General features: G+C 34.7%; 19 protein-coding genes. 4 read left to right on the top strand and 15 right to left on the bottom strand.

The window, feature by feature from the left end; all coding sequences use genetic code 11:
* Positions 1 to 2: 2 nt before the first annotated feature.
* Positions 3 to 551 (bottom strand): DUF4251 domain-containing protein, encoded by a 549-nt coding sequence (locus ACZZZA_RS03895; RefSeq protein WP_463429896.1) that lies wholly within the window; start codon positions 549 to 551, stop codon positions 3 to 5.
* A gap of 105 nt (positions 552 to 656) precedes the next feature.
* Here ACZZZA_RS03895 and ACZZZA_RS03890 point away from each other — a divergent pair, with 105 nt between their 5' ends.
* Together ACZZZA_RS03890 and ACZZZA_RS03885 are read left to right on the top strand one after the other, a co-directional pair.
* Positions 657 to 1,460: a M48 family metallopeptidase gene (locus ACZZZA_RS03890; RefSeq protein WP_463429895.1), complete on the top strand. Its 804-nt coding sequence runs from the start codon at positions 657 to 659 to the stop codon at positions 1,458 to 1,460.
* 44 nt (positions 1,461 to 1,504) lie between these two features.
* Complete coding sequence (locus ACZZZA_RS03885) at positions 1,505 to 1,816, top strand: hypothetical protein (RefSeq protein WP_463429894.1); 312 nt, start codon at positions 1,505 to 1,507, stop codon at positions 1,814 to 1,816.
* A gap of 34 nt (positions 1,817 to 1,850) precedes the next feature.
* Here ACZZZA_RS03885 and ACZZZA_RS03880 read toward each other — a convergent pair whose 3' ends face one another.
* The 10 genes from ACZZZA_RS03880 to ACZZZA_RS03835 form a co-directional block, all read right to left on the bottom strand.
* On the bottom strand, positions 1,851 to 2,489 hold the full coding sequence (locus ACZZZA_RS03880) for an outer membrane beta-barrel protein (protein WP_463429893.1): 639 nt from the start codon (positions 2,487 to 2,489) through the stop codon (positions 1,851 to 1,853).
* Entirely contained in the window at positions 2,473 to 3,288 is an 816-nt protein-coding gene (locus ACZZZA_RS03875) for an ABC transporter ATP-binding protein (protein WP_463429892.1), read from the bottom strand. The genes ACZZZA_RS03880 and ACZZZA_RS03875 overlap by 17 nt, the downstream gene beginning before the upstream one ends.
* Positions 3,288 to 4,040 carry an MlaE family ABC transporter permease gene (locus tag ACZZZA_RS03870; protein WP_463429891.1) on the bottom strand — a complete coding sequence of 251 codons (753 nt, stop codon included), beginning with the start codon at positions 4,038 to 4,040 and terminating at the stop codon, positions 3,288 to 3,290. Before ACZZZA_RS03870 ends, ACZZZA_RS03875 begins: the two co-directional genes overlap by 1 nt.
* Positions 4,041 to 4,069: 29 nt before the next feature.
* The gene (locus ACZZZA_RS03865) at positions 4,070 to 5,440 is read right to left on the bottom strand and encodes an exopolysaccharide biosynthesis polyprenyl glycosylphosphotransferase (RefSeq protein ID WP_463429890.1); all 1,371 of its coding nucleotides are present in this window, start codon (positions 5,438 to 5,440) and stop codon (positions 4,070 to 4,072) included.
* A 39-nt stretch (positions 5,441 to 5,479) separates the two neighbouring features.
* Positions 5,480 to 6,109: a 7-carboxy-7-deazaguanine synthase QueE gene (locus ACZZZA_RS03860; RefSeq protein WP_463429889.1), complete on the bottom strand. Its 630-nt coding sequence runs from the start codon at positions 6,107 to 6,109 to the stop codon at positions 5,480 to 5,482.
* 7 nt (positions 6,110 to 6,116) lie between these two features.
* Entirely contained in the window at positions 6,117 to 7,001 is an 885-nt protein-coding gene (locus ACZZZA_RS03855; RefSeq protein ID WP_463429888.1) for a bifunctional 5,10-methylenetetrahydrofolate dehydrogenase/5,10-methenyltetrahydrofolate cyclohydrolase, read from the bottom strand.
* 30 nt (positions 7,002 to 7,031) lie between these two features.
* Positions 7,032 to 7,322: a type II toxin-antitoxin system RelE/ParE family toxin gene (locus ACZZZA_RS03850; protein WP_463429887.1), complete on the bottom strand. Its 291-nt coding sequence runs from the start codon at positions 7,320 to 7,322 to the stop codon at positions 7,032 to 7,034.
* Complete coding sequence (locus tag ACZZZA_RS03845) at positions 7,312 to 7,530, bottom strand: hypothetical protein (RefSeq protein WP_463429886.1); 219 nt, start codon at positions 7,528 to 7,530, stop codon at positions 7,312 to 7,314. Before ACZZZA_RS03845 ends, ACZZZA_RS03850 begins: the two co-directional genes overlap by 11 nt.
* A 39-nt stretch (positions 7,531 to 7,569) precedes the next feature.
* Positions 7,570 to 9,210, bottom strand: a complete 1,641-nt coding sequence (gene pgi, locus ACZZZA_RS03840; protein WP_463429885.1) for a glucose-6-phosphate isomerase — start codon at positions 9,208 to 9,210, stop codon at positions 7,570 to 7,572.
* A gap of 241 nt (positions 9,211 to 9,451) precedes the next feature.
* On the bottom strand, positions 9,452 to 10,363 hold the full coding sequence (locus ACZZZA_RS03835; RefSeq protein WP_463429884.1) for a DUF4349 domain-containing protein: 912 nt from the start codon (positions 10,361 to 10,363) through the stop codon (positions 9,452 to 9,454).
* A gap of 204 nt (positions 10,364 to 10,567) precedes the next feature.
* Between ACZZZA_RS03835 and ACZZZA_RS03830 the strand changes: the two genes are divergently transcribed.
* A complete protein-coding gene (locus ACZZZA_RS03830) occupies positions 10,568 to 11,926 on the top strand; it encodes an acyl-CoA dehydrogenase family protein (protein WP_463429883.1) in 1,359 nt (452 codons plus the stop codon).
* 83 nt (positions 11,927 to 12,009) lie between these two features.
* On the opposite strand, the gene ACZZZA_RS03825 is transcribed toward ACZZZA_RS03830, so the two are convergent.
* Positions 12,010 to 12,387: a MauE/DoxX family redox-associated membrane protein gene (locus ACZZZA_RS03825; protein ID WP_463429882.1), complete on the bottom strand. Its 378-nt coding sequence runs from the start codon at positions 12,385 to 12,387 to the stop codon at positions 12,010 to 12,012.
* 153 nt (positions 12,388 to 12,540) lie between these two features.
* Here ACZZZA_RS03825 and ACZZZA_RS03820 point away from each other — a divergent pair, with 153 nt between their 5' ends.
* On the top strand, positions 12,541 to 12,786 hold the full coding sequence (locus ACZZZA_RS03820) for a bacteriocin-like protein (RefSeq protein WP_463429881.1): 246 nt from the start codon (positions 12,541 to 12,543) through the stop codon (positions 12,784 to 12,786).
* Positions 12,787 to 12,862: 76 nt separating this feature from the next.
* Here ACZZZA_RS03820 and ACZZZA_RS03815 read toward each other — a convergent pair whose 3' ends face one another.
* The 3 genes from ACZZZA_RS03815 to lon form a co-directional block, all read right to left on the bottom strand.
* On the bottom strand, positions 12,863 to 13,510 hold the full coding sequence (locus tag ACZZZA_RS03815; protein WP_463429880.1) for an AI-2E family transporter: 648 nt from the start codon (positions 13,508 to 13,510) through the stop codon (positions 12,863 to 12,865).
* Positions 13,452 to 13,976, bottom strand: a complete 525-nt coding sequence (locus tag ACZZZA_RS03810) for an AI-2E family transporter (RefSeq protein ID WP_463429879.1) — start codon at positions 13,974 to 13,976, stop codon at positions 13,452 to 13,454. Before ACZZZA_RS03810 ends, ACZZZA_RS03815 begins: the two co-directional genes overlap by 59 nt.
* Before the next feature lie 72 nt (positions 13,977 to 14,048).
* Positions 14,049 to 16,454 carry an endopeptidase La gene (lon, locus tag ACZZZA_RS03805; RefSeq protein WP_463429878.1) on the bottom strand — a complete coding sequence of 802 codons (2,406 nt, stop codon included), beginning with the start codon at positions 16,452 to 16,454 and terminating at the stop codon, positions 14,049 to 14,051.
* Positions 16,455 to 16,591: the final 137 nt, after the last annotated feature.

Here is a 16,591-nt window from a genome sequence, read left to right as displayed (position 1 = left end):
TATTAGTCAATCTTTTTTTCTTTAATTTCTTCATTTTTAGAGATGTATCCGTCATAAGAAATCGGTTGTCTGTCGTTACTTCGGATTGATGTTAATGCTCTCCCGTTTTTATAAATTTCAATATTGATGTCTGAAACATTTCTCACATCATTCGGCTTAATTTTATAAACCCAATTTCCTTTTTTACTCTGAGTTTTTGTAACTGCGTAATCTTTTGATGTAAATCTATAACTGTTGTCAGAACTCCCGTATGTTGAAGTAAAAGCTCTTCCAAAGTAAGGTAACGTAACTTCCATTATTCCTTTCTTTATCTCAATTCCGTAGTTTTCGCCCGAAATCTGAAATGTTCGAAGTTGAGGTGCATTAGGAATAGAATTTACAACATTAATAACATCATAATTCATTGGGTTTGCTTTCTCAGCATGAAAAGTAAACTCATCTGAACTCACTAAATTGGTGACGATCTGAGGATCTGATGTGTTTTGTGCCGAGCAACTCTGAAAGGTAACTGCGACAATAAAAAGAGATATTATTTTAATATATTTTTGCATGATACTATTTTATGATGATATTTAGATAGCAAAATCTATGCAAATCTATTAACCTTTTATGTTTTGGAATGGAAATTGTAAGGTTCAACTTATAATATGCACAACATGAAAATAACACATCTTTTAGGAGCAGGAGCAATAACATTAGCAGTAGTGGCCTGTACAACAAATCCTATCACAGGAAGATCTTCTCTTCAATTTGCAAATAATGCGGAGATTGAAGCAATGGCGTTACAACAATACAAGCAAACTTTAACTGAATCTAAAGTTGTTACCGGCTCACAAGCACAAAGCGTAAAAAATGTAGGCAACAGAATAAAAACTGCGGCTGAGAAATATTATTCAAGCATCGGTAGAGGAGCAGATTTAGCTAACTATAAGTGGGAATTTAATTTAATTCAGGATAAGCAGGTAAACGCTTGGTGTATGCCTGGAGGAAAGGTTGCTGTCTATACAGGAATTCTTCCGATTACAAAAGATGAAACCGGCTTAGCTGTAGTAATGGGTCATGAAGTTTCTCATGCATTAGCAGGTCATGGTAATGAGAGAATTTCTCAATCTATGATTGCTCAAGGTTTGGGTACAGCTTCAGGATTAGCAATAAAAAATCAAAAAACAGCAGCTATTTTTCAAAGTGTTTATCCTATTGGTTCTCAGGTTGTGTTGTTGAAATACGGCAGAAATCAAGAATCTGAAGCCGATAAAATGGGATTATATCTGATGTCAATGGCAGGTTATGATCCAAGACAGGCTATTCCTTTTTGGAACAGAATGGAAGCATCTTCATCTGGAGCAAGACAGCCAGAGTTTTTATCTACGCATCCAAGTCCGGATACAAGAGTTTCGGGAATACAAAAAGATTTGCCACAAGCTTTGCAATATTATAAGAACGCTGGAGGAAAGATTTAATTTCAGTTAATTGTTATAATTCATGTCCAAAAACACATCTTATTATGAAAGGTATATCAATTACAGGACTTGTCCTTTTAGCGGTATCTGCATTGCTATTTTATCTCACGACAGATTTTACGGTTAACAGAATTGAAATTTCCCACGTAATGGGAGTCATGGCAGGAATCGGGATCGGACTTATTATTGGCGGAATGATCGGTTACGTGAGTAAAGGCTCCGCAATTAAAGCTGAACAACAAAGAAGAGAATTCAAACAGCTCCAAAAAGATAAAGAAGAATTAGAAAAACAAGCTGCAATCATCGCACAACGTGAAGCAGAGATTGAATATCAAAATAAAAATCCTCAAATTTAATTTGAGGATTTTTTATGTTTGAAATTGTAATTTATTAAAACTTATATCCTAAACCAAGCATAAATAAACTTGATCTGTTGTCATAATTAATTTCCTGGCTAGATCCTGCAACCGAATTGATGTACTTTCTCTGGTCTTTAGAAAAAGCACCTTCATATTTTGCAGAAAGAATTACTTTTTTAATTTCACTCTGGAAACCTAACTGATATCCCACAGTAAATTCTTTTGCATCAACTTTCTGTACAAAACTACCGAAATTGTCTCCTTTAGCAAGATTAAAACTTCCTACCGGACCCGCATAAGCACTCAACAAATCTCCTAAAAGACTTACTCCGACCAAAACAGGAATATCTACTCTGCTACTTTTTGCTTTTACAGTAGTTTGTTCTGCATTAATGTCATTCGCTATTGTCACCTCATTGCTAAAGTTGGTATAATAGATTTCCGGCATTAGAAATAATCTTGTAGGCAGATCAATTTTCAGAGATAAACCTGCGTTGAAGCCAGTGATGTTTTTTCCTCTTTGTTCTACTGCATTGCTGGCTGCTGTTTTAAGGTTTTTCCAAGAAGCAGAACTTGTAGGAATTAAAACATTGGCTTTGGCTGCAAGCGAAATTTGCGCAGATGCAAAAATCGAGAAACTTAATAACGCGATACTAGTTATTTTTTTCATTGTCGTCTAATTTTGAAATTGTATTCTCTATGGTTTTATTATTTTCTAATAAATACTCTCTTAGTTCTTTGAATAATTCTGATGAATAAACGAAATCTATCAGGTTTTTATTACCCGCAGTGATCAGAATGTCTTTATTGCCTTCCCACTCTTTAATTCCTAATCTCAAATACACAATTTTCTCGCCAATCGTCATCACTGAGTTCATGTCATGAGTATTGATAATTGTAGTAGTATTGTATTCTTTTGTAATTTCAAGCAAAAGATCATCAATTACATTGGAAGTATAAGGATCTAGCCCGGAATTGGGTTCATCACAAAAAAGGTATTTTGGATGGTTTACAATTGCTCTGGCAATCGCTACACGTTTTTGCATCCCTCCAGAGATTTCTGACGGAAATTTTCTGTTGGCTTTATCTAAGTGAACTCGCCCGATAACTTCAAAAACTCTTCTTTTCTTTTCTCTAAAAGTAAGGTTCGTAAACATATCGAGAGGAAACATAATATTTTCTTCCACGGTTAATGAATCAAATAAAGCACTCCCTTGGAACAGGGTTCCTATTTCTGAGCGGAGCTGTTGCTTTTCGTCTCTATTCATCACATTGATGTCTCTTCCGTCAAACAGGATTTCTCCGGAGGAGGGCTGATAAACATTAAGCAAACTTTTAAGAAAAACGGTTTTTCCGGAACCACTCTGCCCGATTATAAGATTGGTCTTTCCTTTTTCGAATGTGGTTGAAATTCCTTTAAGCACTTCAACATCACCAAAACTCTTTTTAAGATCTTTTACCTCAATCATCAGCTTAATATTAATTGTGTTAAAATTAATTCGGAAATAATGATGAAAACCATTGTCCAAACCACCGCTTGCGTACTTGCTCTACCAACTTCCAAAGAACCTCCTTTCACGAAATATCCAAAATAAGAAGGAACTGTTGCAATAACAAATGCAAATACAATCGTTTTAGTAAATGCATAATATACAAAAAGATTGGGCATATACATTTGTATACCTGTGATGTAATCTGCGGTTGTCCAGTTTCCTGTTAGAATTCCTGCAATATATCCACCACAAATACCACAAACAATACTTATAGCAATCAAAATGGGATTAAAAATAAGGCAGGCAATGATTTTAGGCAAAATCAAGAAATTTGGAGAGTTGACTCCCATAATATCTAATGCGTCAATCTGCTCAGAAACACGCATCGTACCAATTGTTGATGCGATATATGAACCTACTTTCCCAGCTAAAATAAGGCTGATGATCGTGGGCGCAAATTCGAGTACCAAAACTGCTTTTGTTGCATACCCCACAAATGAAGTCGGAATTGGGAACGAAGATGCATCAAAATTATTAAACATCTGAATAGAAACCACAGCTCCGACAAATATCGAGGTGAAAGTAACCAACCCAAATGAGTTGACCCCCAAATCATTGATTTCTCTCATAAAAAGCTTCCAGAAAACTCTCATTTTCTGAGGCTTTTGAAGAGCTTTACCGATAAGAATCATATATTCTCCTATGGCTGTAAAAAACTTTTTTAACATTCTGCTAAATTAGACTATTTTTTATTTATTTACTTGGCGTTTTTGTCGCCCACTACTACCAGTATAATGGTTTTCAAAACAATCATCAAATCGAGTACAAAGCTCCAGTTTCTTACGTAGAAAGCATCAGCAAGCACACGTTTATTCATCTCTGCCTCTACATTTCCTGAGTCTCCTCGTAAGCCGTTGACCTGAGCAAGACCTGTAATTCCGGGACTGACTAAACTTCTCAAAGTATATCTTCCTATTTTCGGTTTGTAATAATTGTCAACAGCCAGCATATGAGGTCTTGGACCTACAACAGACATTTCACCTTTCAAAACATTAATGAACTGAGGCATCTCATCTAAACTTGTTTTCCTCAAAAATTTACCAAACCCAGTAATCCTTGAATCGTTTTCGCTCGTAGTTTTCGATGCAGATTCATCATTCAAAATCATTGTTCTGAATTTAATGCAGTTAAAAACTTCCTCATGAAAACCATATCTTTTCTGTATAAAAAAAACAGGTCCTTTTGAGGTAAATTTAATGATTAATGCAATGATCGGAAACAACCATGAACAAATCAAAACTAAGACCAATAATGAAAATATAATATCAAATGATCTTTTTAAAATAAAATTGGAATAATAATCTAAAGGATATTTTTTCTGATGTAACACAGGCTGTGTATCAATATAATCCAGATCAAAGAAGAAATAATCACTCTGCGAAATATTAGGAATGAGGGAAATATGAACTTTATTAGCTTCTGCAGTTCTGAAAATCTCGTGTCTTGTTTCATCGGAAAAAGGCGAGTCTGTAGGAAGAAACAGGGTATGAATACCGTTTTTTTTCCAAAATTTTATGAGTTGATTTGCATTTATTTCTGTGGAGTCATACCTGAAGAGTTTATACCCATATTCTTTTCTTTCATTGAGTATGTTTTTAAGGATTTCAGAAGATTTATCTTCATATAAAAACATGACGTTCCTGTTGTTAATTCCTAAAGAGCGAAGATATTTTATGATAAAGTACACGAAAGATTTCGTCAGAATAATAAAAAAGAAGAAATAAAGAGACAGCCAGGTAAGTTCTGAACTAAAAAACTGATTATTGCTTACTTTTCTAATGAGTACCAAACCAATGGTAAATAAGAGAAAGTGGATCACAATACGCTCTATAAATATTACATACGTAAGATTTCTTGATATGCTGTAGATTTTTGTCCTTCCGCTTAATAAGACCCAGAATGAAATAAGAAGAAGTATGGAGAAAGAATTCTGTGACCAAACCTCTTTGTCATGCATCAAATCCTGATTTCTGTTAAAAAAAAAGAATACAAAAACAGATGCAATCACCAACAGGTCTAGCAATAAAATAATTGATTTTAAATATCTTGAATACCGTATTCTTTGCATCTAATTTTATTGGGGTAACATCAGCTAAAATAACAAAAATTACGGGATATTCAGATATTTATGCGTCTGAACTGATGCCTGCCAACGTGGATTTGCAAGTATAAAATCCGTGATTTTAGGGTATATTTCTTCACGTTTACTCCATTCGCTTTGTAGATACAGTCTACAGTTTTCAGAAACTTTTGCAGCCTGCTCTTCGGCAAATTTCAAATCATTGTTATTAAAAACAATCATTTTTAATTCGTGCGCCTTTTGATATATTTCTTCTTTTGGAAGTCCTGTTTTTTTGGGTGAAAGGGTAATCCAGTCCAGCTGTCCGCTCATAGGATATGCTCCGGAAGTTTCTATATGAACCGTGCATCCTAATTCTTTTAATTTTGAGGTTAAAATATCTAAATTCCACATTAATGGTTCTCCGCCGGTCAAAACAACAATTTTACAGTGTTTGGCAGCAGTTTCTGCAATTTCTTCAGCATTCATTAACGGATGCAATGTAGGATCCCAGCTTTCTTTTACATCGCACCAGTGGCAGCCGACATCGCAGCCACCCAGCCTAATGAAGTAAGCGGCTTTTCCGGTGTGTGCTCCTTCTCCCTGAATAGTGTAAAAATGCTCCATCACAGGGAGCATTTTACCTTCTTTTAATAATGTATCTTCTACTAAATTCATTTTTAAATTAGTCGTTATAGACTGAAGTTTTGTAAGCAATAATGGTGTTTTTCATCAACATTGCTCTGGTCATTGGTCCTACTCCTCCAGGAACAGGCGTGATCCAGCTTGCTTTTTCGGCACAACTGTCAAAATCTACGTCACCTGCCAAATAATATCCTTTTGGAGAATCGTTATCTACTCTGGTAATTCCTACGTCAATAATTACTGCTCCGTCTTTGATCATTTCACCTTTTAAAAAGTGAGGATCTCCCAAAGCGGTAATTACGATGTCTGCTTTTTTAGTATATTCTTCGATATCTTTAGTGTAAGAGTGTGTTAAAGTCACAGTAGAATTTCCCGGGAAATCTTTTCTCCCCATCAAAATACTCATAGGTCTTCCAACGATTTTACTTCTTCCGATGATGACACAATCTTTACCTTTTGTTTCGATATTATATCTTTCCAGTAATGTCAAAATTCCGAATGGAGTTGCAGGTAAAAATGTATCCATTTCCAAAGCCATTTTTCCAAAGTTTTCAGGATGGAATCCATCCACATCTTTTCTTGGATCAATCGCATTGATAATTTTTTCCTGATCAATCTGATCCGGTAAAGGTAACTGAACGATAAATCCGTCAACAGCTTTTGATTTATTGAGCTCGTCAATCTTTTCTAATAATTCAGATTCAGAAACTGTGCTTGGAAATTTAATTAAGCTTGATTGAAAACCTACTTCTTCACAGTCTTTCACTTTAGCATTTACATACGCCTTACTCGCTCCGTTGTTCCCAACAAGAATGGCGACCAAATGCGGAGCTCTTCTTTTGCTGTCAAGAATTTTATCAACTTCAACTTTGATTTCTGCTTTTATTTCTTTGGAAACTTTTAATCCGTCAAGAATTTCTGCCATGTTACTTTATTACTTTTTATTAATTTAGATTTAAGGATATTTTTGTGGATTCTGATGGGTGCAAAAAACTGAAAGTATGTAAATCATTTTCTCTTTTTCGTCGACTTCATAGAAAATAATGTAAGGAAAATTTTTGATCCTTAGATAACGAACATTTTTATATATTTTTTGAAAGTAAGGATTATTTAGAATTCTGCTTATAGAAAGGTCTAACTGTTTATTGAAATTCTTCAGAACTTTCATTGAGATATTAGCATAATATTCTATTGCATCCTCAATGTTTTTTTCTGCAACAGGCAAAAATTTAAAACTAAAGTCCATGTTTTGCTCTTATTCTTTTCAGCGATTCCGTACCGTCCACGGCAGAAGATTTATCCTGTCTTAATGCCGTTTCTATTGCTCCAACCATTTCATGCGTCAACTCAAAATCGTCCTCATTTTTTTCAAAACTGATTTTCATTTTTTTTAAAAATGTTTCCACAAAGGTTTGTTCCTCTTTATCATTAAGTTGAATTATAATCTGTGTCATTTTTTTATTTTAATCAAAATTAATGAAAATCTCCAACAGTTATTTATTTGATTTATAATAATTAATCAACCCGTTCGTAGAACTATCATGCGAGCTAATTGTCTCATTGTTTTCAAGTTCCGGCAGAATTTTATTCGCCAATACTTTTCCCAATTCTACACCAAACTGGTCGAAACTGAATATATTCCAGACCACACCCTGTACAAAAATCTTATGCTCATACATTGCAATCAACTGTCCTAATGAAAATGGTGTTAATTCATTGATCATTAATGAGTTTGTTGGAGTATTTCCATGGAAGACTTTGTAGTTTAATAAGAAATCAATCTCTTCTTCAGATTTTCCGGCAGCTTTTAATTCTTCTTCAACTTCTTCTTCTGTTTTTCCGAAGGCAAGAGCCTCAGTTTGTGCAAAAAAGTTAGCAAGCAATTTATCCTGATGGTCAGAAACTTTGTTTGGGCTTTTTGCATACGCAATGAAATCCGCTGGAATTAATTCTGTTCCCTGGTGAATCAATTGATAGAAAGCATGTTGACCATTTGTCCCAGGTTCTCCCCAAATGATAGGACCTGTTTCGTATTCTACAAATTCACCATTTCTGTCAACACATTTCCCGTTACTTTCCATATCTCCTTGTTGTAGATATGCTGCGAAACGGTCAAGATATTGAGAATAAGGTAAAATTGCATACGTCGTAGCTGCATAAAAATTACGGTACCAGATTCCTAAAAGTCCCATCAACAAAGGAACGTTTTCAGAGAAATCTGCTGTCTTAAAATGTTGATCTGTATTTTCAGCTCCTTTTAATAATTGTTCGAAATTTTCGTATCCAACTGAAAGAACGATGCTTAAACCAATTGCACTCCACAATGAATATCTTCCGCCAACCCAATCCCAGAATTCGAAAATGTTTTCTTCTGCAATCCCAAATTCTTTAACTGCTTGAACATTAGTTGATAAAGCCACGAAATGTTTTGCAACATCTTCCTGTTTTCCTGTTTTTAAAAACCAGTCTTTTGCTGAATTGGCATTGGTCATTGTTTCCTGAGTTGTAAATGTCTTAGAAGCAATGATAAATAAAGTAGTTTCAGGGTTTAGATCTTTTACAACTTCCGCAATATGATTTCCGTCTACGTTGGAAACGAAGTGAACATCCAGTCTTGTTTTAAAATGTTTCAAAGCCGAAACAACCATCACAGGTCCCAAATCTGAACCTCCGATTCCGATATTCACAACATCTGTGATTTCTTTTCCGCTAAACCCTTTGTGATTTCCTGAAATAACGTTTTCAGAAAAAGCTTTCATGTGGTCAAGAACTCTTTTGATCTGTGGCTTGATATTTTCGCCGTCTACCAAAATTTCTTTATCAGAAAAATCTCTCAAAGCGGTATGCAGCACTGCTCTTCCTTCTGTTTCATTGATCTTATCTCCCGAAAACATCTTAGAAATTGCGTCCTTCAACCCACATTCTTCTGCTAAATTCAATAAAAGTTCTTTCGTTCTCGAATCAATTAAGTTTTTAGAATAATCAAAAAGGTAATTTTCATTTTTGATTGAAAACTCTTCAAAACGGTTCGGATTGTATTGAAAAAGGCTTCTCAATTCAAAATCATTATTTGCAAAATGCTCGTCGAGTGCTTTCCAGCTATTGGTTTGTGTAGGATTTATTTTTGATAACATATTATAGAAGAGATTATAGGATTTAGGAATTATTTTGAATAAATTCTATAAATCATATTAATTAAATTTCAATTGGCAAATTTACGGAATTTTCAGGCAATGATGTTAATTGAGGATTAAAAATCGATTACTTTGAAATGCATAAATTAAACTTTAAGATTAAGACATAACAAAAAACCTCTACAAAAAGCAGAGGTTACATACTATTTATATGAATAACCAAAAGGTTAGGATGCCAGATTTATTCCTTGGTAATCTGAATTGATTTCTTATTAAGTTTATTTTTTCGGTAAAAATAAAGTGCAATACCTGCAATGAGTACAATGGGCCAAATTGTAACCAATCCCACAAGAATTTTTTGAATTAAATAAAAACCTTCCACAAAAGCATTTTTAACATCATACACAAAATTAAATTTGTATTTGTTGTCAATATTTTGAGAATTGGTTACCGCAATTTCTGCAATGCGAAGCTTAGGTTCTTTAATGTAAATGTCGACCGTACTGTATTTTAAATGATCAGCAACATCCATATTAGCCAATTGTTGTTGATTTTCTTCAGACATATTTTCATCACTCATATTTACTTTATCCTTTGTAGTTTTAAGTTCTGAAATATTTTCGCCGGTTTTCTTGATTCTTTTGCCTTCCAATTCTGCATATTTTATACTTGCAGTTACATCTTCAGCGTTAATGATTCTTGAATTGAGAAAAAGCTTTTTATCATTAATCAACGTTAAAAACGCACCCAATTTTTGAGTAGGAATACGAACCTGCATTGTGTTTTCCGTTTGGTATTTCTTGACAAGCATTGCTTCTTCATTAGAAGTATTAAAGGTTTCTTCGGAAACAACATTGCTATGCAGATTGCTATGGGTAACAAATCCACCGAGTTCCTGAACAGATTTTTCCATAGAAATTGTAGTTTCGTAAACGTCTTTTACTTCCATATTGACGTTGGCAGTTTTGATGAATTGTTTGTCTTTTACAGACATTGTGGCAACTGACGAAACGCTGTCAGAAATATTTATAGATGCTGAATCTGCTGCTACAGACATTTCATAGTCACTTGTTGTTACTTCTCCTTTTTTACATGAATAAATTCCTGATAAAATTGCAGTTGCAATGGTTAATCTGATGTAGGTCGTTTTCATAGTATTGATTTTTTAATGTTTTGCTTACTTCAAAGTTGAGAACGAAACCTTTGTAATGTTTGAAAATGAAAAGTAAAAGATTTGTAAATAAAATATTTGATTTAAATTATTGCAAATCAAGGTTTTGTAAAATGTGAAAGTCTTTGTCTGTGGTATTTCGGATTGATTTTTGCTTGAATTTTACAAATCAAAACCAAATTCGACATGTCTAACACTTTTTCCAAAATCAGAAACGCCATAGAATTATTTAAATCAATCGATTTTGATCAATTAAGCCAAATTTCGCAAAAAGTAAATCTCCCCAAACTCATGGAGAACTTTTCTAAACTGGATGATAAACAGCTGAAGGGAATGATGAAAATGCTCGATCCTAATAAAGTGAAAAAAGAACTTCCGCCCATTGATGGCGATTTCTACGACATTTATCATACGTTGACGCCGGAACAAAGAGAAGTTCAGCAAAAAGTGCGGGAATTTATGGAAAAAGAAGTGAAACCCTTGGTGAATCATTATTGGCTGCGAGATGAATTTCCGCATGAATTAATCCCAAAATTTCAAAAATTAGATATCTGCGGTGTAACTTATGAAGGCTACGGATGCAAAGGGATGCCTTTTCTGATGGAAGGTGTTATTGCAATGGAAATGGCTCGGGTTGATGCCTCAATTGCTACTTTTTTTGGAGTACAGTCCGGTTTGTCGATGGGTTCTATTTATATCTGCGGCTCAGAAGAACAAAAACAAAAATGGCTTCCTCAAATGCAGAAATTTGAGAAAATAGGAGCTTTCGGGTTAACAGAACCCGAAGTGGGTTCCGGAGCTGCAGGAGGTTTAACGGTAACCTGCAAAAAAACTCCGGAAGGCTGGATTTTAAATGGTCAGAAAAAATGGATTGGAAATGCAACCTTTGCTGATTTAATTATCATTTGGGCAAGAGATTTAGACGATGGTGAAGTAAAAGGTTTCATCGTAGAAAAAGACAATCCCGGTTATTCTGTCGAAAAAATCAAAGGGAAAATGGCTTTAAGAATCGTACAAAACGGATTGATAACCTTAAAAGATTGTATCGTTACGGAAGAAAACAGATTGCAAAACGCCAATTCATTCAAAGACACTGCAAAAGTTTTAAGAATGACACGAGCTGGAGTGGCCTGGATGGCGACAGGTTGTGCAAGAGGAGCATATGAAAGTGCATTAGATTATACAAGAACGAGAGAGCAATTCGGAAAACCGATTGCTTCATTTCAAATGATTCAGGGGCATTTGGTAGAAATGCTTTCAAATCTTACGGCAATGCAAACCATGGTTTTCAGATTGTCTGAAATGCAGGATGAAGGAATTTTAAAAGATGAGCACGCTTCTTTAGCCAAAGTTTTTTGTACAATGCGAACGCGGGATATTGTTTCCAGAGCACGTGAAGTCTTAGGCGGAAATGGAATTTTGCTGGAATATAACGTTGCAAGATTTGTAGCTGATGCAGAAGCAATTTATTCTTACGAAGGAACGAAAGAAATTAACTCACTGATTGTCGGAAGGTCGATTACAGGCTTCAGTGCATTTGTTTAATATGTTTGAATGGTCAATTGTCAATTCGCCTTGCTTTTTAAAATTCATTTGCGAAGCAATATTTACAATTGACCATTGATTTTCTATTTTAACAAAGCTTTATATTTATCTTTATTGTCGATAATCATCCAAAGATTGATGAGAAACAGAACTCCGGCGATTGACATTCCCGTTGTGGATTTGTCGATTGTGAAAACATGAAGAACAATTCCAACCATTACCGGTAAAATCACAATAGCTCCTAAAGCTCTTGTTTTTGAAAAGATAAATAATAAACCACCAATAACTTCTACAGCTCCCACTAATGGCATTAACCAATGTAGCTGATTGAAAGCTTCGAAAACTTTCATTTGTTCCGGTGTTTGTTCTGGCATTGGCATGTAATTGAGAAACTTGTTTAATCCGGCATTGATGAACATTAAACCGAAAAGCAGACTGATAATAAATTTAGTAATTTTCATGAATTGATTTTTTTTTATTAAAATTAAATAAAATTAGTTATTCATTTGTAATTTTTAAATAAATCATTTTCTATTCTCTTGGTAGAGAAATAATTTATTTTGCATTCATAAATTTTATATATTTGTCTACCAATCAAACTTAAATATTAAATTATGTTGAAAAACTTTAAAAAATTAAATCGTTCAGATTTAAAAGGAATTAACGGAGCGGGTGGTTCTGGAAGATGTGATATAGGACCAATCGGATGCCCATGTATAATTCCACCGGGAGATCCTTGTTTAGGCGGTTCTGGTGGAGGAGGCGATCCTGTTTTAGGTTATTGTCCGGATAGTCAGTCATACATTCCTTGTGATCAAACTTGTCCCAACGGTATGAATCCTCTTTGTCCATTAGGATAAATATAAAAGAGAATTTGTCTCACAAATAAATTTATAAAAAGTCCGTTTCACTAATGGTGAGACGGGCTTTTTATTTTTAATCCATTTCTTTCAAGGTAATGTTCTTTGATATTTTATAACTTTTCCTCTTTTTGTTGGGTTTCTGATCCTCTCCAAGAAGCCTTCCCCAAGGTTGTAAACCTTCCACTCGTTCAAAAATAATTTTGATAATTGCGATAGCAGGAATACAGAGAAACATTCCTGAAATTCCCCATAAATGTTCTCCTAAAAGAATTCCGATAAAAGAAAATAATGCATTGATTTTTACTTTAGAACCTACAACGAACGGAAGAATAATATTTCCGTCAATCACATGAACGATGACGTAACCAATTGCCACATAAACACAAGTAGAAACCGTGCCTGTAGCAAATGCAATAAAGCATGAAATTAAAAGTGAAATGCAGATACCGATGTATGGAATCACATTCAATAATCCTGTTAAAACACCTAATAAAATGGCATATTTTACCCCTAAAACAGTCAGAACTGTGGTCGTTAATACAGAAACAATCAATATCTGAAGACAAAGTCCGATGATATATCTTTTGGTCATGATTCTCACTTCAGATACCACTTCCTGAACACTGGATTTGTGTTTTTCATTAAATACATCAACAATAAAATTATTTAAGATTCTTCTGTAATTTAAAATGAAGATGAAAAAAAGGATGAAAAATGCCAAAAAGCCAAGACTTGATGAGAAAATCCCGAATGTAAACCCTAAAATCACTCCTGAAGAAGATAAAAGTTTGCTTAGGCCCATGATCCAGATAATCGAGCTGCTCATCAATTTTTACATTAAAAGTATGAGAAACCCACGTCTGAAGATTGTGAAAAACCATGTTTGCCTGCTTCGTCAAATGCGGAACATCTCTGCTGAAACTGGAAATCTGTGAACCGAAGAAAAAGATCAATCCGGTAAGAATGACCAACATCATGGTAACAGAAATGATTGTAGAAATGGATCTTGGAAGCTTCAGTTTCTTTTCAAAAAAATCGGCAATCGGCAAAAACAGCATAGCCATCAGAAAGGCTAAAAAGAACGGAGCCAAAATGCTCTGCCCCAGATTGATGAGGTAACCAATTCCGATGATTGCAACTACTGCAAGTGCAAGTTTGAGAAGAAAAGGAAGTTTAAAAATATTCATGGATAAGTTTTTCTACACATAACAAAAACCCCACCGTTTTATGATGAGGTTTTAGATTTTATTGCTAAAAATTTATTTTTCGATGGCGAGTTCAAGAACTTCAGTCATCCAGTTTACATAATTTACCTTCAGGTTTTTAAGATAATCCTGTTTAATCTCTTCAACGTCTTTTCTGTTGGCCTCACAAAGGATCACTTCTTTAATTCCTGCTCTTGTTGCTGCAAGAAGTTTTTCTTTAATTCCGCCTACAGGAAGTACTTTCCCTCTTAAAGTAATTTCTCCGGTCATTGCCAGATGAGGTTTTACTTTTTTATTTCTGAATGTAGAAACCATAGAAGTCAACATCGCAATACCGGCAGAAGGTCCGTCTTTTGGGGTTGCACCTTCAGGAACGTGAACGTGGATGTTTTTCTTTTCCAAATCATCCTCTGTAATTCCTAAATCTTCATGTTTTGCTTTAATATATTCCAGAGCAATCGTTGCAGATTCTTTCATCACCGTTCCCAGATTTCCGGTCATGGTAAGATTTCCTTTTCCATTGCTGACGATGCTTTCAATGAATAAAATGTCACCTCCAACGCTCGTCCATGCCAATCCGGTTACGACACCGGGAACATCAGTTAGTTCAGATAAACTTTTCGGTCTTGGTACTCCTAAAATTTCGTCAACTTTTTCAACAGAAATCTTTGTATCATATTCTTTTACCAAAGCAGTTTGCAAAGCTACCCATCTTGCAATCGCAGCAATTCTTTTTTCTAAAGTTCTCACCCCGCTTTCGGAAGTGTGTGCTTCAATGATGTGTTTCAGTTCAGGATTTCCGAGTTTGAAAGATTTTGCTGTCAAACCGTTTTCTTCCTGCTGTTTTTTAATTAAATGTCTCTTTGCAATTTCAATTTTTTCTTCCAACGTATATCCTGCAATCTGAATGATTTCCATTCTGTCTAGAAGCGGAGTCTGAATGGTTGAAAGCGAGTTTGCCGTTGCCAGAAACATCACTTTAGACAAATCATACCCCATTTCAAGGAAATTATCGTAGAAAGCATTGTTTTGTTCGGGGTCAAGAACTTCAAGCAAGGCCGAGCTCGGGTCACCGTGCATTCCTTTTCCCACTTTATCAATTTCGTCTAAGACAATTACAGGATTTGAGGTTCCCGATTTTTTAATCGATTGAAGAATTCTTCCCGCCATCGCACCGATGTACGTTTTTCTGTGACCACGGATTTCGCTTTCGTCGTGCAGTCCGCCCAAAGAAACACGCACATATTTTCTTCCCAAAGCATCAGCAACAGATTTACCAAGAGAAGTTTTGCCAACTCCCGGAGGTCCCACTAATAATAAAATGGGAGATTTCATGTTGTTTTTAAGCTTCAGAACAGCCATGTGTTCCAAAATTCTTTTTTTGATGTCTTCTAAACCGAAGTGAGCTTTGTCTAAAACTTTTTCAGCCTTTTCTATATCAAAAGTATCTTTGGTGAAGGTCTCCCAAGGAAGATCTGTGAAGAAATCCAGATAATTTCTCTGAACATTATAATCCGGAGAATTAGGGTTTTGTCTTTGCAATCTTCCTATTTCCTTTTGAAAATGTTCTTCAACTTCAGGTTTCCAATTTTTTGCGCTGGCCTTTTTTAATAGATCTTCTACATCGCTTTCCGGTCCGCCACCCAATTCATCCTGAATAGTTCTGATTTGTTGATTCAGAAAATATTCTCTCTGTTGCTTATCAAGATCTTTCGAAGTTTTCTGGTGAATTTGATTTCTCAATTCCAGCTTTCTGAAATCTTCATGCATCATTTCATAGCACTTATTGGCTCTTTCCATCAGGCTTTTTTCTTCAAGCAATTTTTGCTTTTCTGCATAAGGGAAACTTGCATTTGTACAGATAAAATTCAATAAATCATCATTGTTATTGATGTTTTTTATTGCAAAATTAGCTGCATTGGGAATGTTCGGATCAAGTTCAATAATCTTTAAAGCTAAATCTTTTACATTTTCTAGCAGTGCTTCGTATTCTTCTTTATTTTTTGCTTTAGCATCTTTTAATCTCGTAATTTCAGCTTTAAAATAAGGCTGGCTACCAGTGATTTTTTTAATCTTGAACCGGTGGAAACCTTTTGTAATTGCGGTTACATTTCCTTCCGGAAGTTTGATGATTTTTATAATTTTTGCTAAAGTGCCAATTTGATGAAAATCTTTTTCGGTAGGCTGCTCAATATCAGAGTTTTTCTGGCTTACTATTCCGATAAAGTCGCCGTTTTGCTGAGCTTCCTCAAGAAGTTGAATAGAAGTTTTTCTACCGGCGGTAATAGGAATTACCACATTCGGAAACATTACCATATTTCGCACCGGAAGTATTGGGAAAATGGTTTGTTCAGAGTTTTTTGCTGTTTCGTCAATATCAGAAAGATTGATTTCTTCGGCTACAATATCAAATCCGTTGCCTAAGATTTCATCAAAATTTATATCTTCAAATTCTGTCATAATATAAGTTGAATGACAAATTGTCATTTATAGGTTTAATCGTTAAAGGATAAAATCAAAATATGTTTAAGAAAAGCTTTGCATGTAATGTGTAAGTAATTTTCACAATACTTATGCCATTTGTTTTTTGATAAAAA

The sequence above is a fragment of the Chryseobacterium sp. AC405b genome (genome assembly GCF_979258685.1).
The sequence above is the reverse complement of the archived record's forward strand: the minus strand, read 5'-3'. Positions and strand labels throughout refer to the sequence as shown.

What these genes read in the sequence shown, in the direction of transcription:
- ACZZZA_RS03895 (WP_463429896.1), bottom strand. Translation starts at nt 551, where the DNA reads ATGCAAAAATATATTAAAATAATATCTCTTTTTATTGTCGCAGTTACC.
- ACZZZA_RS03890 (WP_463429895.1), top strand. Translation starts at nt 657, where the DNA reads ATGAAAATAACACATCTTTTAGGAGCAGGAGCAATAACATTAGCAGTA.
- ACZZZA_RS03885 (WP_463429894.1), top strand. Translation starts at nt 1,505, where the DNA reads ATGAAAGGTATATCAATTACAGGACTTGTCCTTTTAGCGGTATCTGCA.
- ACZZZA_RS03880 (WP_463429893.1), bottom strand. Translation starts at nt 2,489, where the DNA reads ATGAAAAAAATAACTAGTATCGCGTTATTAAGTTTCTCGATTTTTGCA.
- ACZZZA_RS03875 (WP_463429892.1), bottom strand. Translation starts at nt 3,288, where the DNA reads ATGATTGAGGTAAAAGATCTTAAAAAGAGTTTTGGTGATGTTGAAGTG.
- ACZZZA_RS03870 (WP_463429891.1), bottom strand. Translation starts at nt 4,040, where the DNA reads ATGTTAAAAAAGTTTTTTACAGCCATAGGAGAATATATGATTCTTATC.
- ACZZZA_RS03865 (WP_463429890.1), bottom strand. Translation starts at nt 5,440, where the DNA reads ATGCAAAGAATACGGTATTCAAGATATTTAAAATCAATTATTTTATTG.
- ACZZZA_RS03860 (WP_463429889.1), bottom strand. Translation starts at nt 6,109, where the DNA reads ATGAATTTAGTAGAAGATACATTATTAAAAGAAGGTAAAATGCTCCCT.
- ACZZZA_RS03855 (WP_463429888.1), bottom strand. Translation starts at nt 7,001, where the DNA reads ATGGCAGAAATTCTTGACGGATTAAAAGTTTCCAAAGAAATAAAAGCA.
- ACZZZA_RS03850 (WP_463429887.1), bottom strand. Translation starts at nt 7,322, where the DNA reads ATGGACTTTAGTTTTAAATTTTTGCCTGTTGCAGAAAAAAACATTGAG.
- ACZZZA_RS03845 (WP_463429886.1), bottom strand. Translation starts at nt 7,530, where the DNA reads ATGACACAGATTATAATTCAACTTAATGATAAAGAGGAACAAACCTTT.
- pgi (WP_463429885.1), bottom strand. Translation starts at nt 9,210, where the DNA reads ATGTTATCAAAAATAAATCCTACACAAACCAATAGCTGGAAAGCACTC.
- ACZZZA_RS03835 (WP_463429884.1), bottom strand. Translation starts at nt 10,363, where the DNA reads ATGAAAACGACCTACATCAGATTAACCATTGCAACTGCAATTTTATCA.
- ACZZZA_RS03830 (WP_463429883.1), top strand. Translation starts at nt 10,568, where the DNA reads ATGTCTAACACTTTTTCCAAAATCAGAAACGCCATAGAATTATTTAAA.
- ACZZZA_RS03825 (WP_463429882.1), bottom strand. Translation starts at nt 12,387, where the DNA reads ATGAAAATTACTAAATTTATTATCAGTCTGCTTTTCGGTTTAATGTTC.
- ACZZZA_RS03820 (WP_463429881.1), top strand. Translation starts at nt 12,541, where the DNA reads ATGTTGAAAAACTTTAAAAAATTAAATCGTTCAGATTTAAAAGGAATT.
- ACZZZA_RS03810 (WP_463429879.1), bottom strand. Translation starts at nt 13,976, where the DNA reads ATGAATATTTTTAAACTTCCTTTTCTTCTCAAACTTGCACTTGCAGTA.
- lon (WP_463429878.1), bottom strand. Translation starts at nt 16,454, where the DNA reads ATGACAGAATTTGAAGATATAAATTTTGATGAAATCTTAGGCAACGGA.